This window comes from Albidovulum litorale (assembly GCF_025751495.1).
In the GTDB taxonomy this organism is placed as follows: Bacteria; Pseudomonadota; Alphaproteobacteria; order Rhodobacterales; family Rhodobacteraceae; genus Albidovulum; species Albidovulum litorale.
Window position 1 is genome coordinate 1,057,731 of sequence record NZ_JAOWKZ010000001.1, and the last position, 15,467, is coordinate 1,073,197.

Genomic DNA, 15,467 nt, shown 5'->3' on the forward strand with positions numbered 1-15,467 from the left:
CGCCCCGGCAAGGGCGCAAGATGTGAGGCCGGGCGGGGTTCGATATCCCACCCGGCCGCCCCTGTTCTTAGAAGAGACCTTCGACGTTGCCTTCGTCGTTGATCCGGATCGTTTCCGCCGCAGGAGTGCGCGGCAGGCCCGGCATGGTCATGATCTCACCGCAGATCGCGACGATGAAGCCTGCGCCCGCCGAAAGCCGCACTTCGCGGACCGGGACCGAGTGGCCGGTGGGTGCGCCACGGCGGTTCGGGTCGGTCGTGAAGCTGTACTGGGTCTTGGCCATGCAGACCGGCAGGTTACCGTAACCGGCCTCTTCCCAGGTCTTCAGCTGATCGCGGATCGACTTGTCGGCCAGCACTTCGTCAGCATGGTAGATGCGCTTGGCGATGGTTTCGATTTTCTGGAAGAGCGGCATGTCATCCGGATAAAGCGGCGCGAAATTGGCGCTGCCCGACTCGGCCAGTTGCACGACCTTGTTAGCGAGATCCACTGTGCCTTCCGAACCCTTGGCCCAGTGCTGGCAGAGGATCGCTTCCGACCCCTGCTCGGCCACGTAGTCCTTGACGGCCTGCACTTCCGCGTCGGTATCGGAGTAGAAGTGGTTGATCGCAACGACGACCGGTACGCCAAAGCCCTTCACGTTGGCGATGTGACGACCGAGGTTCGGGCAGCCTTTCTTGACGGCGTCCACGTTCTCGTTGTTGAGGTCGGCCTTGGCCACCCCACCATTCATCTTCATCGCGCGCACGGTTGCCACGATCACCGCGGCAGCGGGCTTGAGGCCCGCCTTGCGGCACTTGATGTCAAAGAACTTCTCTGCGCCGAGATCCGCACCGAAACCGGCCTCGGTCACGACATATTCACCAAGCTTCAGCGCGGTCTTGGTCGCGATGACCGAGTTGCAGCCATGGGCGATGTTGGCAAACGGGCCGCCATGGACGAAGGCCGGGTTGTTTTCCAGCGTCTGCACGAGGTTCGGCTGCATCGCGTCCTTCAGAAGCACGGTCATCGCGCCGTCGGCCTTGATATCGCGGCAATAGACCGGGGTCTTGTCGCGGCGATAGGCGACGACGATGCGGCCAAGACGCTCCTGCAGGTCGTCGAGGTTCTTCGAGAGGCAGAGGATCGCCATGACTTCCGAAGCCACCGTGATGTCGAAACCGGTCTGGCGCGGGAAGCCGTTCGATACGCCGCCGAGGTTGACGACGGTGTCGCGCAGCGCGCGGTCGTTCATGTCCATGACGCGGCGCCAAGTTACGCGGCGGGCGTCGATCTCCAGCTCGTTGCCCCAGTAGATGTGGTTGTCGATCATCGCCGACAGGAGGTTGTGAGCGCTGGTGATCGCGTGGAAGTCGCCGGTGAAGTGGAGGTTCATCTCCTCCATCGGCACGACCTGTGCGTAGCCGCCACCGGCCGCGCCGCCCTTCATCCCGAAGTTCGGCCCGAGCGAGGCTTCGCGGATACAGATGACCGCCTTCTTGCCGATCCGGTTCAGACCGTCGCCCAGACCCACGGTCGTCGTTGTCTTGCCTTCGCCCGCGGGCGTCGGGTTGATCGCGGTCACGAGGATCAGCTTGCCGTCCTTCTTGCCCTCAAGCGAGGTGATGAAGTCCTGGCTGACCTTCGCCTTGTCATGGCCGTAGGGCAGAAGGTGCTCGGTCGGAATGCCCAGCTTGTCGCCGATCTCCTGGATCGGGCGCTTTTTTGCCTCGCGGGCAATTTCGATATCGGATTTGAAAGCCATCAGTCACATCTCTCCCTGTCGGCGGCTGCCGGGTGATCGGTTCCCCCGGGATATAGCCCCCGACCGCCATTGTGTACGGTTGAATTCCGACATTTTCCCGGGCGGAATCGCCAGCCTCGGCAGTGCGAGTTTCTAATCGGAAACCATTTCGCTTGCCGATTCCACCCTCCCCGGCCAGCCGGTTCCATTGGCCAACCAGGCGCGCTGGTCGGGAATATGCAGTCTGAGGCGGTCGCCGATCGTCAGGCCACCGGGCCGCTCCACCCAGGCGGTCACACCGCGCTTGCCTTCGGCCGCTTCCTTAAAGCCGCGCCCCTGCCCGTGCCGCGCCTTTCCAATCGTCAATGCGGGAAAGCGGCAGGGCCGGTTCTGCATGTCGACGACCAAGGTCGTGCCATTTTCGGCCTGAAGACGTGAGGACGGGGGGACATAGCTGAAATCGGGTATGCCGGACAGAACCACCGAAGCGCCGAGCCATGCCGGGTCGATCGCGTCGAGACCAAGCGTCGCGGCGATGTCGGCCAGTTCCTCGGCGCTGACAACCGATACTTGCCGGACATTGCGGATCTCGGTGTTCTTCGGGTGCTGGCTGACCACGCGGGAACAGGATGGCCGTGTCACGCCCGAATGGCAGTCGCCCGAGTATCCGTCCCAGCCAAGCGTCATTTGGTCGAGCGCACACGTCTCGATGGCCGCCTCGTCGCGATGCGGCACATAGCCAAGCCAGATGACGGTCGCATGGTGATCTGTCGGGATGAGAGCGGGCATGAAGAGTCCTTTGACGTGGGTTTATCGCAGTCTAACCACCCCCGACGACCGCAACAACATGCCCGGTCGGCGATGGCCGCGTCAGACGGTAAGAACGAAAAACATCCGCCGGAACGGGAAAAGGACGGACCCGTCGGCCTCAACCGGATAAGCCGAACTCAGCGCCTGATCATAGCGCTTGATGAAAGCGGCGGTTTCTTCGTCGTTCAATCGCTCCAGATAGGGGCGCATTGCGGTGGATTGCGTGAAGCGGCGAACCGGATGGGCACCATCCGCCGGTTCCAGCCGCTGGACATAATCCGTCTCCCACACGGTAATGCGGCCAAGCGGCGACAAAAGGCGGTGGTATTCGACTGGCGGAGAAACCGGCGCGACCCAACCTTTGAGGTCAAAGCGGTCGGGAAACATCTCGGCCGCGAAATCGCGCAGGAAACGGTGCGATGGCGCACCGTATTGCCGGGGCATCTGCACCGCGAGCATCCCACCCGGAACCAGCCCAGATGCAAGCCGGGGAAAGAGGTCAGCATGATCGGGCAGCCAGTGCATCGCGGCATTGGAAAAGATGAGAGCGGTGGCGCTCTCCGGCTGCCACTCGGCGGCATCAGCTTCGCTCAATTTATCGTAGCAGGCGCATTTTTCGGCGGCGGCAAGCATCGCCGGGGACATGTCGACACCCAAAAGACGCCGCCCGCTGAACCGCTCCGCCAGCGTCGGCCCGGCCGCACCGTTGCCGCAGCCGAGATCGACGACATCACCGTCCGGAAGGTCCCCAACCTGCGCCAGAAGGTCGAGCGCGGGGCGCAAACGAAGGTCACCAAACCGCGCATAAGCGTCGGGATTCCAGTCGCGCTCCCTTGCCATGACAGCTCCCCTTGCGCTGGAGTCAGGCAGACGGTTCGGGCTCCAGCCCGCCGCCCTTCGGCGTCTTCGGCTTCTTGGTTTTCGGGATCGCGGTCAGCGAGGGCGCCGGGCTGCCCGTGTCCGGGCTGTCGTCGCCATCGTCACCGCTCTTTGGCGCATCGCCGCGGATGACCCGCATCATGTCCTCGCCCGTCAGCGTCTCGAATTCCAACAGGCCCTGGGCAAGGTTTTCCATCTCATCCCAGTGATCCTTGAGGATCTTCTTGGCGCGATCATAGGCCTCATCCACCAGACGGCGTACTTCCTGATCGATCAGTTCACGGCTTTCGGCCGAGGCGTTCCACGAGGATTGCGCGCCGAGGAAGCTTTCCTGCGTCGCGGTGTAGTTGATGTTGCCAAGCTTGTCGGACATCCCCCACTGGCTGACCATCGCGGTGGCGAGGTTCGTCACATGCTGGATATCGCTGTAAGCGCCGTTGGTGACATTCTCGGCCCCGAAAACCAGTTCCTCCGCCGCCTTGCCGCCCATCGCCGAGGCGAGTTTCGACAGGGCCGCCTCACGCGTCAGGCTCAGCTTGTCGCGTTCCGGCAGGTAGAATGTGACGCCCAATGCCCGGCCGCGCGGGATGATCGTGACCTTGTGGACCGGATCATGCTGCGGCACATGGATGCCGACGATCGCGTGGCCGGCCTCATGATAGGCGGTCAGCTTCTTTTCATCCTCGGTCATGACCATCGACCGGCGCTCCGGCCCCATCATGACCTTGTCCTTGGCCTTTTCGAAATCGTCGAGCGTCACGAACCGCTTGCCCACACGTGCTGCCAGCAGCGCGGCTTCGTTCACGAGGTTGGCGAGGTCCGCGCCCGAGAAGCCGGGCGTGCCGCGCGCGATGATGCGCAGGTCGACATCGGGACCGAGCGGCACCTTGCGGGCGTGAACGCCGAGGATCTTCTCGCGACCCTTGATATCGGGGTTCGGCACCTGCACCTGCCGGTCGAAACGACCGGGGCGCAGCAGCGCGGGGTCCAGAACGTCCGGCCGGTTGGTGGCCGCGACGATGATGATGCCCTCATTGGCCTCGAACCCGTCCATCTCGACCAGAAGCTGGTTCAGCGTCTGTTCGCGTTCGTCATTGCCGCCGCCATAGCCGACGCCGCGCGACCGGCCAACGGCGTCGATCTCGTCAATGAAGACAATGCAGGGCGCATTCTTCTTGGCCTGTTCGAACATGTCGCGGACCCGGCTCGCGCCCACACCCACGAACATCTCGACAAAGTCGGAGCCCGAGATGGTGAAGAAGGGCACGCCTGCCTCGCCCGCGATGGCACGCGCGAGAAGCGTCTTACCGGTGCCCGGAGGACCGACCAGCAGCGCCCCTTTCGGGATCTTGCCGCCGAGGCGAGAGAACTTCTGCGGGTTGCGCAGGAATTCGACGATCTCTTCCAGTTCTTCCTTGGCCTCGTCGATGCCCGCAACGTCGTCAAACGTCACCCGGCCATGCTTTTCGGTCAGAAGCTTCGCGCGTGACTTGCCAAAGCCCATGGCGCCGCCGCGACCACCACCCTGCATCCGGTTCATGAAGAAGATCCAGATGCCGATCAGGACGAGGAAGGGCAGCCACAGCGACAGAACCGAGAAGAAGCCGGATTGCTCCTGCCGTTCGGCCTTCACGCTGATATCCTTCTCGATCAGCCGCTCGACCAGTTCCTCGCCTTCCGGCTTGATCGTGACATAGGTCGTACCGTCCTTGGTCTGGACCTGCACCTGTTCACCGTCGATCACGACCGCGCTGACCTCATCGGCGTCGACCTTCGCGAGGAAGTCGGAATAGCTCAGCGTCCGCGAGTTCATCGTCGACTGTCCGTTGCCAAACAGATTGAACAACGCCAGGATCAACAGAAACAGCACGACCCAGAAGGCGATGTTGCGCGCGTTACCCACGGGAATCCTCCACACGTAATTCTGCCGCCACGGCGCACCGTGCGGGTTCCTCCCTAAAATAGAGATAAAGAGGCCGGGTTCAATGCGATATCAGGAATGAGCGAAAGCCTGCGACGATTTCCGCACCCCATCCGTTCGAAAACCCGGCCAATGGGGCCGAAATCAGTGTTTCGTCGCGCCAGACGGCAGGGGAAACGACCAGCGCCGCCCGCGAAAATCCGATCTCGCGCCCGTCCGGGCATTGCCTGAGTCCCGCTGACCCCAAGGCCCGGACGGTCAATCCAGCCTCATGCGGCCCCGTAAGCCGCCAGCGATTGTCCCAGATCGCGTCGGTTTTGCCTTCCATCCCGCTAACGGCCTTGGGTTCACGGGTCAGGCGCACGTCATTGCCCCGCACCGCCAGCTTGCAGCCCCAGAGCGTGGCGTCCCGCCGTTCCCGAACCGCAGCCTTCAGCCGCTGAACGGCGTCGCCGCGAGGCGGGTAGTCGGCGCCGGACAGCCATTGCAGCGCCGCGACCAACAACCGTCTGGCCACTTCAGGCGCAAGGCGAAGGAATTGCTCGCGATCGAAGATTACCTCGCCGCCAGCTTCTCGGGCCACCCGGTCGGCCGCTGCCATTGTCGCCTCGGCCACGACCTGACGCGCCTCGGCCAGGTTTTCCGCAACAGTGGCAAGGTCCGAGACTGTCACCCCGAGCGGAGCGAGCGCCTGCAACGCCTTGCGCGCCTTTACCCGTGTGTAGCGATCATCCTCGTTCGTCGGGTCCTCGGCCCAATTTACGCCCCGGGCGGTCAGCAGGTCGCGCAACGCTGCCCGCGTCATTCCAAGAAGCGGGCGCATCCAGACAATACCCGCGTCAATCCAGCTTGGCCGCATTCCTGACAGCCCGTCGATCCCTGCCGCCCGCGCAAGCCCCATCAGCACGCATTCCGCCTGATCGTCCGCCGTATGACCCGTCGCGACATGAGTGACACCATTGTCCCGGGCCCAGCCGGTGATCAGCCGGTACCGCGCCCGCCGTGCCGCATCCTGCAGGTTTCCCTCGATCCCGGCATGGTCCCAAACCAATGTCTGGTGCGGCACAGCAAGCGTTTTGCAGAATCGCGCGACCATCCGCGCCTCCTCTGCCGCCTCGGGCCTCAACCGGTGATCGACGGTGACCGCCATCACCGGTGGGCCACCTTCGGCCGCCCAATCGGCGGCAAGGCAGAGAAGTGCCATGGAATCGCCGCCACCGGAAACGGCAACGCCGAGCCTGTCGGGCAGGCTCGGCGTGAAAGCCTCACGGAAGGCGGCAGACTGCGCCTCCGGCGTCACTGGCAGGCAAGCGCCTGCATGGCGGTCGAAGCCTCGACCGCTTCCGGCGCGGTCGGGAACCGCACACCGACTTCGCCCAATGTCACGCAGGCTTCCTGTGTCTGGCCCAGAACGCCGAGCGCAGCACCAAGTTTCAGAAGCGACGCAGGCGCGCGCGGTCCGTCCGGCGCACCGGAAAAGGCATTGAGATAGGCCCGCGCCGCGTTCGACGTATCGCCCAACTGCAACAGCGCCTCACCGCGCAGGAACTGCGCCTCTCCGGTCAATGGCCCACCGGGATAGTTGGTGGTGAAGGCCGAGAATTTGTCTGCCGCGCCCTGATAGTCGCCGGACTCGAGCGCTGCCTTGGCGGCGTCAAAATCGGCCTGTTCGCTCATCGCAAGCTCCGGCGCAGCGCCGGTGTTGGTGGCAGGCAGTGTCGTGACGGCGGGCAAGGCCGCCCCCGCGCCCGTTCCGCCACCAAGGCTCTGGGTGATCGGCAAGTTGGCCGGATCGCAGCCCTCTTCCAATTCGCAGATACGGAACTCCAGATCGCCGATCCGGTTGGTGCCATCCGAAACCACCCGGTTTATCTGGTTCTGCAAGGCCTCGGTCTGCGATGTCAGGCGCGACAGTTCCGCCTCCATCGCATTCATCCGGTCCAGGGCCGACGCCCCTCCCGCCGCCTGCATCGCCGAGGCGCCGCCCGCAACCAGTTCCGAGCGGAGCGCCTGCAACTGCCCGGCAAGGGCCGAAAGCTCGGCGCGCATATCGGCGATGGTCTGGGTACGGTCCTGGGCGAAAGCGGGGGCGCCAAGAAGCGCCACCGCCAGAAGAAGGGAGGGAAGCCGGATCATCATCGTGCTCAGACGCCCGCGCCCGCACCGATCACGGTGACAGCGCGGCGGTTCTGCGCATAGCAGGCCTCATCCGAGCAGACCGCCAGCGGGCGTTCCTTGCCGTAAGACACGGTCTGCAGCCGGTTCGGCGCGACGCCCTGCGAGATCAGGAACTGCTGCACGGCCGAGGCGCGGCGTGCGCCAAGCGCGAGGTTGTATTCCCGCGTGCCCTGTTCGTCGGCATGGCCTTCGATGATGGCGGTGTTGCCGGGATGGTTGTTCAGCCAGGCCGCCTGCTGTGCCAGCACCGACTGCGCTTCAGGCGTCAGGGTCGACTGGTCGACGGCGAAGAGCACCTTGTCGCCGATCGTCTGCTGGAAATAGGCCAGCGAGTTCGGGTCGTTCGGGTCGCCCAGCGCGCCGGAGGAGATGCCACCGGCACCACCAATGCCGCCCGCGCCACCGGCGCCGCCTGCACCGTAGCGGTCAGGGTTGTTACAGGCCGACAGCGCCAGCGCGCCCACGACCAGAAGGATGGAGGAGACTTTCATCATTGCGTTTACCGCCTCTGTTCTTGGCTCGATGGCCGTTACCTTATCATTCGTCGTAGCGATTGGGAATCCACGCCGTTCAGGGAAGAAGCGGCGACCATGCCGGATCGGATGCCGCCCCTTCCATCGGCACCGCGCGCAGGTTCCGCCCGGTGATATCGACCGAGAAAAGCTGCGCCCCGCCGCCCGCACCGGGGGTTTCACGGGTGAACATGATCACGCGACCGTTCGGTGCCCAGGTCGGACCCTCGTCGAGGAACGAGGCGGTCAGAAGCCGCTCTTCGCTGCCATCGGTGCGCATCACGCCGATGTGGAACCGGCCCGCATTCTGCTTGGTGAAGGCCACCATGTCGCCGCGCGGCGACCAGACCGGGGTTCCGTACCGCCCCTCGCCAAAGCTGATCCGCGTCGGTTCGCCACCCGTCGCCGGCATGATGTAGAGCTGCTGATTCCCAGACCGGTCGCTTTCAAAGACGATCTTGCTGCCATCGGGCGAGAAGGACGGCGCCGTCTCGATCGAGGGTGCGTTCGTCAGCTGCGTCATCTGACCTGAGGAGAGCTGCATCGAATAAAGGTCGGTATTGCCGCCGTTTTCAAGCGAGAAGACGACCGTGCCCCCATCGGGCGAGAAGCGCGGCGCGAAGGTCATGTTGCCGGAAAGCTCGGCCAATGCCCGCGACGTGACAGTCGCGATATCCATCAGCTTGATGCGTGGGAAACCGGTCTCGAACGAGGTATAGAGGATCCGGTCCCCTGCGGGCGAGAAGCGCGGGGCCAGCACGATGGTCGAGCTGTCGGTCAGGTACTGAACATTCGCCCCGTCATAATCCATGATCGCCAGCCGCTTCAGCCGCTGATCCTTCGGCCCGCTTTCCGAAACGAATACCACACGGCTGTCGAAATAGGCGCTTTCGCCGGTGATCCGGGCATAGATCTGGTCGGAAACCTTGTGCGCGATGCGCCGCCAGTCGCCCTGCCCGCCGCCGAACTGCAAGCCGTCGCCCAAGGGCGCATCCGAGAAGACGTCGAAAAGCCGGAACTTCACGTTGATCCGCCCGTCCGAGGTCGCGGCCACCGCGCCCGTCACCAAGGCCTGCGCATTGATCGCCTTCCAGTCGGCATAGGCGACCGGCGCGTCAAAGCTCGTGACCCCGCTGATGAAGGCCGAAGACGGGATTTCCCGGAAAAGACCGGTCCCGGCAAGGTCAGCGGCGACAACCTGAGTAATCGCCTGCGCGATCTCCGCTGCGCCGGGGTTTTCGGCGACAAAGGTCGGGGCGGCGAAGGGCAAGGGTTCGATCACACCGACGCCAAGCTCCAGATGCAGGGGCTCGCTTGCGGCGGCAAACGGGAGGGCGAGACCGCAGAAGGCGGCGGCGATGAAAGTCCGGAGCATCGGGGCATACCCTTTCGCTATGTGTCGGGGGGAGGCTGCGTTACGCGGGACTGGGGAACAACCAGCCCCTTCGGGATTGTTACACGGATCGGCGTTTTGCTGCTCAGATTGGGCGGGATGGGTCATCTCAGCCTCATGTTTTCCGGGTTGAAGACCAGTTCGATCTCGCGCCACTGTTCATATTTCTCGGGCGGCAGAGCATAGCCCTGCCCCTTGCAGCGGATCAGGGCGCGGCGGGCGGCCTCATAGGCCTGCTGCGCTGCGGCCTCGCTGCCGCCTTCGAACCCGGCCAGCCGGATGCTGCCATCGACGGGCAGGCCTTCGGGCGTCATCGAAAAGGCCAGCGTCACCTTGGTCGCCATCGCATCAGTCGACAAAGCGCCGAGGTTCCAGCACTGCGAAATCTGCCGCAGGAAGCCGTCCTTCTCGCCGCCGGTCAGCGGCGGGCCGGAGGGCGCGGTGCCGGTTCCGGGCGACGGTTCTTCCGATGCCGCACCCGCCAGTGCCTCGGCCAGCGCATCGGCGACAGCATCCTCCGCAGGCTCGGCTTCGGGTTCCGGCTCAGGGGCGGGCTCAGGTTCGGGCTCGGGCTCCGGCGCGGGTTCTGCGGCCGGTTCCGGCTCGGGCGCGGGTTCCGGATCGGGCGTCTTCTCGGGGCGCGGCTTCGGGCGCGGCGAGGTCAGCGGCGCGGCCGAGGCCAGTTCGGTCTGTTCCTTGTTCGCCTCGGTTTCCAGCACCTGTCCGCTTTCAGGCGGCGCGGCGGCTTCCGCAGGCTGCTCGGGCAAAGGTTCCTCGGCGGGCTCCGGCGTCGTTTCGGCCACAGCCTCGGGCGCAACGTCGGCAGGCTCATCCGGCGCATCGGTCGGGTCCGGCGCAACCCGAGGCGCGGCCTTGGGGTCGGGCTGCGGTTCGGGCAATTGGGTGTCCAGCGGAACTTCGGTCGGCGGGGTCGGCGGCGTGGGCGGCGTTTCCTCCACCACCGGTTCCGGCGGGGTCGGTTCGGTCACTTCCGGCACAATCTCGGGCTCCGGCTCGGGCGCGGGTGGCGTTTCGTCGGCGGGCGCGGGTTCTGGCAGGGAAGGTGCGGGCTCCGTCTCGGTCGGCGCGGTGGGCGCCGCCGCGCTGAGGGCTGCAAACTCCGCCTCGGACATCAGGGTGACTTCGGCGGTTTCCACCGGCGGCGGCAGGTCATGCGAAAAGAAGATCCCGCCCAGAATGAGCCAGAGGATCGCGCCAAGATGCGCGGCCCCCGAAACGATCAAACCTGTGCGTTCGGACCTCTCCATGGGCATATGCCCTAGTTCCCCGCCTGCCCGTCAAAGCTCGGGCCACCGGCGTCGGTGACAAGAACGATGTTGGAAAAACCGCCGGAATTCAGCGCCCCCATGACCTGCACGACCCGCTCATACGGGATCTTGCCGTCCGCGCGCAGGAAAAGCTTGTCATCGGTCCGCTCAGCCGCAATGGCGCGCAGCTTGGCGATCAGTTCACCCTCGGGCGTCGGCGTGTTCTGGATGGAAATTGTGCCATCCTCCTGCACCGAGATGGTCAGCGGTTCCTCCTGCTCGGTCGCCACCGCCTGTGCTGCGGTCTTCGGCAGTTCCAGCGGCACGCCGACGGTCAGAAGCGGCGCAGCCACCATGAAGATGATCAAGAGGACCAGCATCACGTCCACGAAGGGCGTGACGTTAATCTCGCTCATCACAGCTGCCTTGCCACGCCCGCCACGGCGGCGGTGCCTGCCGCCCCCGCCGCCCGATTTCACTACCCCTGCGCCCATCGGATCAGCCGTCCAACTGGCGCGAAAGGATGGTGGCGAACTCGTCGGCGAAGGCCTCGTAGCCCGAGATGATGCGGTCGCTGTCGGTCGAAAGCTTGTTGTAGAAGATCACGGCAGGGATCGCGGCGAGTAGGCCGAGCGCGGTGGCAACCAGCGCCTCGGCGATGCCGGGGGCGACAACGGCAAGCGAGGTGTTCTGGCTGATCGCGATCTGCTCGAACGCGACCTTTATGCCCCAGACGGTGCCGAAAAGGCCGACGAAGGGGGCGGTCGAACCCACGGTCGCAAGGAAGGGCAGCCCGCGCGTCAGGCTTTCCGTCGCTTTCACGATCGCCACATCCATAGACCGGTCGATCCGGGCCTGCGCGCCCGCGATCAACTCACCGTCCTGCCGGTGCGACCGCCGCCATTCGACCATGCCCGAGGCAAAGATCTTCTCGCTCGCCCCGTCCGGCTGCGATCCGATCTTTTCGAAAAGCTCGTCCAAGGGCTCACCCGACCAGAAGGCGCGGTCGAAGATCGAGGCCTCCTGCCGCGCCTGCCGGTAAGAGATGAATTTCTGGATGATGATCGCCCAGGACCAGAAACTGGCCACGGTCAGCATGATCATCACCAGCTGCACGACAAAGGAGGCGCGCCAGAAAAGCGCAAGCAAGGAGAAGTCCATCTCCTGCGCCATCGCAAGGGTTTCAGTTTCCATATGTTACTGCTCGCCGGTTGGGCCACGTTTGTTGCGGCTCTCATACACGTGATTCTATCCGGGTTTTAGTGGGAAAGCCAACACATCTGCGTGGTTGGCAATTCCGCGCCCCGGCTTAGTGCAGCGCAGCTCCGAGAAGGCGGCGAATTTCCGCCGGAATACGCGCTGGTTGGCCCGATGCAGTGAGGCAAACAAGCGTGACATTGGCCTGAAACAACACCTCGCCGCTGCGCGCCACGGTCTGGTCCAGCACCATCCGTGCCCCGGTTGCCCCCTGCAGAACCGTTGTCACGGTAAGCTCATCGTCGAACTTCGCCGGACGCAGATAGTCCGCCTCTACCCGGCGCACCGCAAAGACGATGCCCTCCTTGGCCCTCAACCGTCCCTGATCAACACCAAGCCCCCGGACCCATTCGGTACGCGCCCGTTCGATGAACTTTAGGTAGTTGGCATAATAGACGATCCCGGCGAGGTCGGTATCCTCGTAATAGACGCGGATCGGGAAGGAATGGCTCATCACTGACCTCATGGCTTCGCACCCTCCCTACAGGTCCGCGCCGCATTCTGACAAGCGGTGTACCGCCCGCCCCGGGACCAATCCGCTTGGCAGGAAACCCACCCTCGTGTAGCCATGGGGAAACCCACATCGCGCTGGCACCGGCCGCGCCGCAAAGGAAAGAGCCCGCATGACCCGCTCCGTCATCGAAGAAGACCTGACCATCGAAGGCAATATCACCTCCAAGGAAGGTGAGATCGACGTGAAGGGCAAAGTCACCGGCGATGTCGATGCGCGCGCCGTCGATATTCACCCCAGCGGCCGCGTCGACGGGGCCATCTCGGCCGAAACGGTCAATATCCAGGGCGTTCAGTCGGGCCGCATCAAGTGCACGGAACTGTCGCTTGAGAAAAGCTCGGACGTGAAGGCGGATGTATCGGCGCGCACGCTGATTTCCGAAAAAGGCGCGCGGCTCGTAGGCAAAGTACAGATCAGCGGCAACTGACGGGTGGCGGTCGACGCCACAGACGGGCCGAACGCCGCTCAGGCGGCATTCTGGACCGAACAGCCCGGCCAGAAATGGGCGCTTCACCAGACGCGCCTCGACACGCTCTTCACCGAGGCAACCGATCTGCTGATCGCCCGGTCCGCGATTGCGCCCGGCGAGAGCATACTCGATATCGGATGCGGCACCGGCGCGCTCACTCTCGAAGCGGCAAACAAATGCGGTCCGGCAGGCCGGGCACTTGGCGTCGACATATCGGAAACGCTGCTTTCCGTCGCGCGTGGGCGTGCGGCCGGTCGCGCCAATATCCGATTTGCGCTTGCTGACGCCCAGACCCACGCCTTTGAGCCGGCCGCGGCGGATATCATGATCTCGCGCTTCGGCACGATGTTTTTCGCCGATCCGGTTGCCGCCTTCCGCAACATCGCGTCCGCTCTGCGGCCAGGCGGCAGGCTCGTCTTCGCAAGCTGGGCCTCGGCCGCTCAGAACCCATGGAGCCATATTGCGAAGACCGCCGGAACTGAGCGTCTGGGGTCACTGCCCGCCGACCCGCCGCGCACGCCTGGACAATTCGCCTTTGCAGAGGTTGACTACGTAACGGGTATTCTCGGCAAGGCCGGCCTGACAGACATCGAGGGGGCAGAGACAGAGACTCGCCTCTTTGTTCCCGGCACGGCCGACGACGCCGCCGAACTTGCCACCTCCATCGGCCCCGTCGCGGTGCTCATGCGGGAAAAGAACGGCACTGAGGAAGACCGCAAAGCCATCACGGCCGACGTGGCGAACCGGCTGGCAGCGTTTGTCGGGCCGGACGGGCTGCGGATTCCGGCAACCGTTAACGTCTTTTCAGCCCGCCGCTGACTCCACTGATCAGGCCATCCGCGCGGCAAGCCGCATCGCATGGCTCGGATCCTGCGCTGCATCCGGCATCACCGGGTCGTAGGCGGCGCGGATCAGCCCGCCGATTTCGGGCTTGAAAACCACCGTCCCCCTCACCAGCGCAAGCGGCGACTGCTCGCGAAAGGCGGTGTCGGACCACAATAGCACGACCTGCGCGGCAAGGCTCAGCGCGATCGTCTCGGCGGGCATCTCCTGCAGACTGTCGTCCATCCGTACGAAGGCGATGCAGGCCCGGATCGCGCCCGTCTCCTCAAACCGGAAATGGCGATACTGGTTCGCGCCTTCGGCCTCCAGCCGGGCGACAAGCCCGCCCAGCCCCTCGACCAGCCGGTCGAGGTCGGGCACCTCCAGCAATTCGCGCCACTCGCGGAAGAAAAAGATCATCAGGTTGGCGCCCTGTTCGGGATCGGTCTCGGCCATCTTGTGGCCAGCGAGTGTAACCACCGCCTCTACCGCGCTTTTCACCGTGGCCAGCGTCGCATCATCGGTGCCGAAGACGACCGGAACGATGGGACGCGACCAGCGGGCAAAGACATAGTCGCCCGATGAGCGGGTAAAGAGCGCAGCGATCTCATCCGGTGTCACGGGCAGGTCCCTTCATCTTTCCGCAAACAAATCGCCGGAGGCATAGAAGTTTTACCAGCCCGCCTCAACCGGCCCCTACTTTCCGAACAGATCCGTCTGCCCGGTCGAGCGTGGCGCAGCCATCCCGAGATGGGTCCATGCCTTCTGCGCCAGCATCCGCCCGCGCGGCGTGCGCTGGATCAGGCCCTGTTGCAGAAGATAGGGCTCGATCACCTCCTCGATCGCGTCGCGGCTTTCCGAAAGCGCGGCCGAGATCGTCTCCACCCCCACCGGCCCACCGCCGTAATTCTCCGCCACCAGTGTCAGATAACGCCGGTCGGCCCCGTCGAGACCGAGGTGATCGACGCCAAGTCGCGTCAGGGCACTATCCGCAATCTCGCGCGTCAGCCGCCCGTCGCCCTCCACCAGCGCGAAATCGACCACCCGGCGCAGAAGCCGCCCGGCGATACGCGGCGTGCCGCGTGCGCGTCTGGCGATCTCCAGAGTGCCTTCAGGGTCCGACGAGATGCCCATCAGCCGAGCCCCGCGCGTGACGATGTGGTCAAGTTCGGGCACGGTGTAGAATTGAAGCCGCGTCGGAATGCCGAACCGGTCGCGCAGGGGCGTCGTCAGAAGGCCAAGCCGCGTCGTCGCGCCCACCAGCGTGAAAGGTTGCAACTCGATCCTGACCGTCCGGGCCGCAGGCCCCTCGCCGATCACGAGGTCCAGTTCGAAATCCTCCATCGCGGGATAGAGCACCTCCTCCACCGCCGGGTTCAGCCGGTGAATCTCGTCGATGAAAAGCACGTCGCGCGCCTCAAGGTTGGTCAGGATCGCCGCAAGATCGCCCGCGCGTGCGAGCACGGGGCCCGAGGTCATGCGGAAATTGACGCCAAGCTCCTTAGACATGATCTGCGCCAGCGTCGTCTTGCCGAGGCCCGGCGGGCCATGAAACAGCGTATGGTCCATCGCCTCGCCGCGCCGCTTCGCGCTTTCGATGAAGACCCGCAGATTGGCGCGCGCCTCTTCCTGCCCGACGAAATCCGACAAGGCCTGCGGACGCAGCGACCGGTCGGCATCCTCGGGCTGCGGCGCGGGGCGGAGGGTGCGATCGGGTTCCATCG

General features: G+C 64.7%; 16 protein-coding genes. 2 read left to right on the forward strand and 14 right to left on the reverse strand.

Annotation, left to right across the window (positions count from 1 at the left end):
• Nucleotides 1-67: 67 nt before the first annotated feature.
• From OEZ71_RS05345 to ybgC, 12 genes are all read right to left on the reverse strand, one after another.
• Complete coding sequence (locus OEZ71_RS05345; protein ID WP_263738875.1) at nucleotides 68-1,744, reverse strand: formate--tetrahydrofolate ligase; 1,677 nt, start codon at nucleotides 1,742-1,744, stop codon at nucleotides 68-70.
• Nucleotides 1,745-1,876: 132 nt separating this feature from the next.
• Nucleotides 1,877-2,512 (reverse strand): MOSC domain-containing protein, encoded by a 636-nt coding sequence (locus OEZ71_RS05350; protein WP_263738876.1) that lies wholly within the window; start codon nucleotides 2,510-2,512, stop codon nucleotides 1,877-1,879.
• Between the two features lie 81 nt (nucleotides 2,513-2,593).
• Nucleotides 2,594-3,373 carry a methyltransferase domain-containing protein gene (locus tag OEZ71_RS05355; protein WP_263738877.1) on the reverse strand — a complete coding sequence of 260 codons (780 nt, stop codon included), beginning with the start codon at nucleotides 3,371-3,373 and terminating at the stop codon, nucleotides 2,594-2,596.
• Between the two features lie 22 nt (nucleotides 3,374-3,395).
• On the reverse strand, nucleotides 3,396-5,315 hold the full coding sequence (ftsH, locus tag OEZ71_RS05360) for an ATP-dependent zinc metalloprotease FtsH (RefSeq protein ID WP_263738878.1): 1,920 nt from the start codon (nucleotides 5,313-5,315) through the stop codon (nucleotides 3,396-3,398).
• A 79-nt stretch (nucleotides 5,316-5,394) separates the two neighbouring features.
• Nucleotides 5,395-6,633: a tRNA lysidine(34) synthetase TilS gene (gene tilS, locus OEZ71_RS05365; RefSeq protein ID WP_263738879.1), complete on the reverse strand. Its 1,239-nt coding sequence runs from the start codon at nucleotides 6,631-6,633 to the stop codon at nucleotides 5,395-5,397.
• Complete coding sequence (gene ybgF, locus OEZ71_RS05370) at nucleotides 6,630-7,469, reverse strand: tol-pal system protein YbgF (protein ID WP_263738880.1); 840 nt, start codon at nucleotides 7,467-7,469, stop codon at nucleotides 6,630-6,632. Before ybgF ends, tilS begins: the two co-directional genes overlap by 4 nt.
• Nucleotides 7,470-7,477: 8 nt before the next feature.
• Nucleotides 7,478-8,005, reverse strand: a complete 528-nt coding sequence (pal, locus tag OEZ71_RS05375; RefSeq protein ID WP_263738881.1) for a peptidoglycan-associated lipoprotein Pal — start codon at nucleotides 8,003-8,005, stop codon at nucleotides 7,478-7,480.
• Between the two features lie 76 nt (nucleotides 8,006-8,081).
• Nucleotides 8,082-9,398, reverse strand: coding sequence for a Tol-Pal system beta propeller repeat protein TolB (gene tolB, locus OEZ71_RS05380; protein ID WP_263738882.1), 1,317 nt, complete (start codon nucleotides 9,396-9,398; stop codon nucleotides 8,082-8,084).
• Nucleotides 9,399-9,520: 122 nt separating this feature from the next.
• The gene (locus OEZ71_RS05385; protein ID WP_263738883.1) at nucleotides 9,521-10,684 is read right to left on the reverse strand and encodes a hypothetical protein; all 1,164 of its coding nucleotides are present in this window, start codon (nucleotides 10,682-10,684) and stop codon (nucleotides 9,521-9,523) included.
• 11 nt (nucleotides 10,685-10,695) lie between these two features.
• Nucleotides 10,696-11,178, reverse strand: a complete 483-nt coding sequence (tolR, locus tag OEZ71_RS05390) for a protein TolR (RefSeq protein ID WP_263738884.1) — start codon at nucleotides 11,176-11,178, stop codon at nucleotides 10,696-10,698.
• Between the two features lie 4 nt (nucleotides 11,179-11,182).
• On the reverse strand, nucleotides 11,183-11,878 hold the full coding sequence (tolQ, locus tag OEZ71_RS05395) for a protein TolQ (RefSeq protein ID WP_263738885.1): 696 nt from the start codon (nucleotides 11,876-11,878) through the stop codon (nucleotides 11,183-11,185).
• 115 nt (nucleotides 11,879-11,993) lie between these two features.
• Nucleotides 11,994-12,395: a tol-pal system-associated acyl-CoA thioesterase gene (ybgC, locus tag OEZ71_RS05400; RefSeq protein ID WP_263738886.1), complete on the reverse strand. Its 402-nt coding sequence runs from the start codon at nucleotides 12,393-12,395 to the stop codon at nucleotides 11,994-11,996.
• Between the two features lie 169 nt (nucleotides 12,396-12,564).
• Here ybgC and OEZ71_RS05405 point away from each other — a divergent pair, with 169 nt between their 5' ends.
• Nucleotides 12,565-12,879, forward strand: a complete 315-nt coding sequence (locus tag OEZ71_RS05405) for a bactofilin family protein (RefSeq protein WP_263738887.1) — start codon at nucleotides 12,565-12,567, stop codon at nucleotides 12,877-12,879.
• Between the two features lie 3 nt (nucleotides 12,880-12,882).
• Nucleotides 12,883-13,740, forward strand: coding sequence for a class I SAM-dependent methyltransferase (locus OEZ71_RS05410; RefSeq protein ID WP_263738888.1), 858 nt, complete (start codon nucleotides 12,883-12,885; stop codon nucleotides 13,738-13,740).
• A 9-nt stretch (nucleotides 13,741-13,749) separates the two neighbouring features.
• Here the strand turns inward: OEZ71_RS05410 and OEZ71_RS05415 are convergent, their stop codons facing one another.
• On the reverse strand, nucleotides 13,750-14,364 hold the full coding sequence (locus OEZ71_RS05415; RefSeq protein ID WP_263738889.1) for a DUF2927 domain-containing protein: 615 nt from the start codon (nucleotides 14,362-14,364) through the stop codon (nucleotides 13,750-13,752).
• Between the two features lie 75 nt (nucleotides 14,365-14,439).
• Nucleotides 14,440-15,465 (reverse strand): Holliday junction branch migration DNA helicase RuvB, encoded by a 1,026-nt coding sequence (gene ruvB / locus OEZ71_RS05420; protein ID WP_263738890.1) that lies wholly within the window; start codon nucleotides 15,463-15,465, stop codon nucleotides 14,440-14,442.
• Nucleotides 15,466-15,467 lie beyond the last annotated feature (2 nt).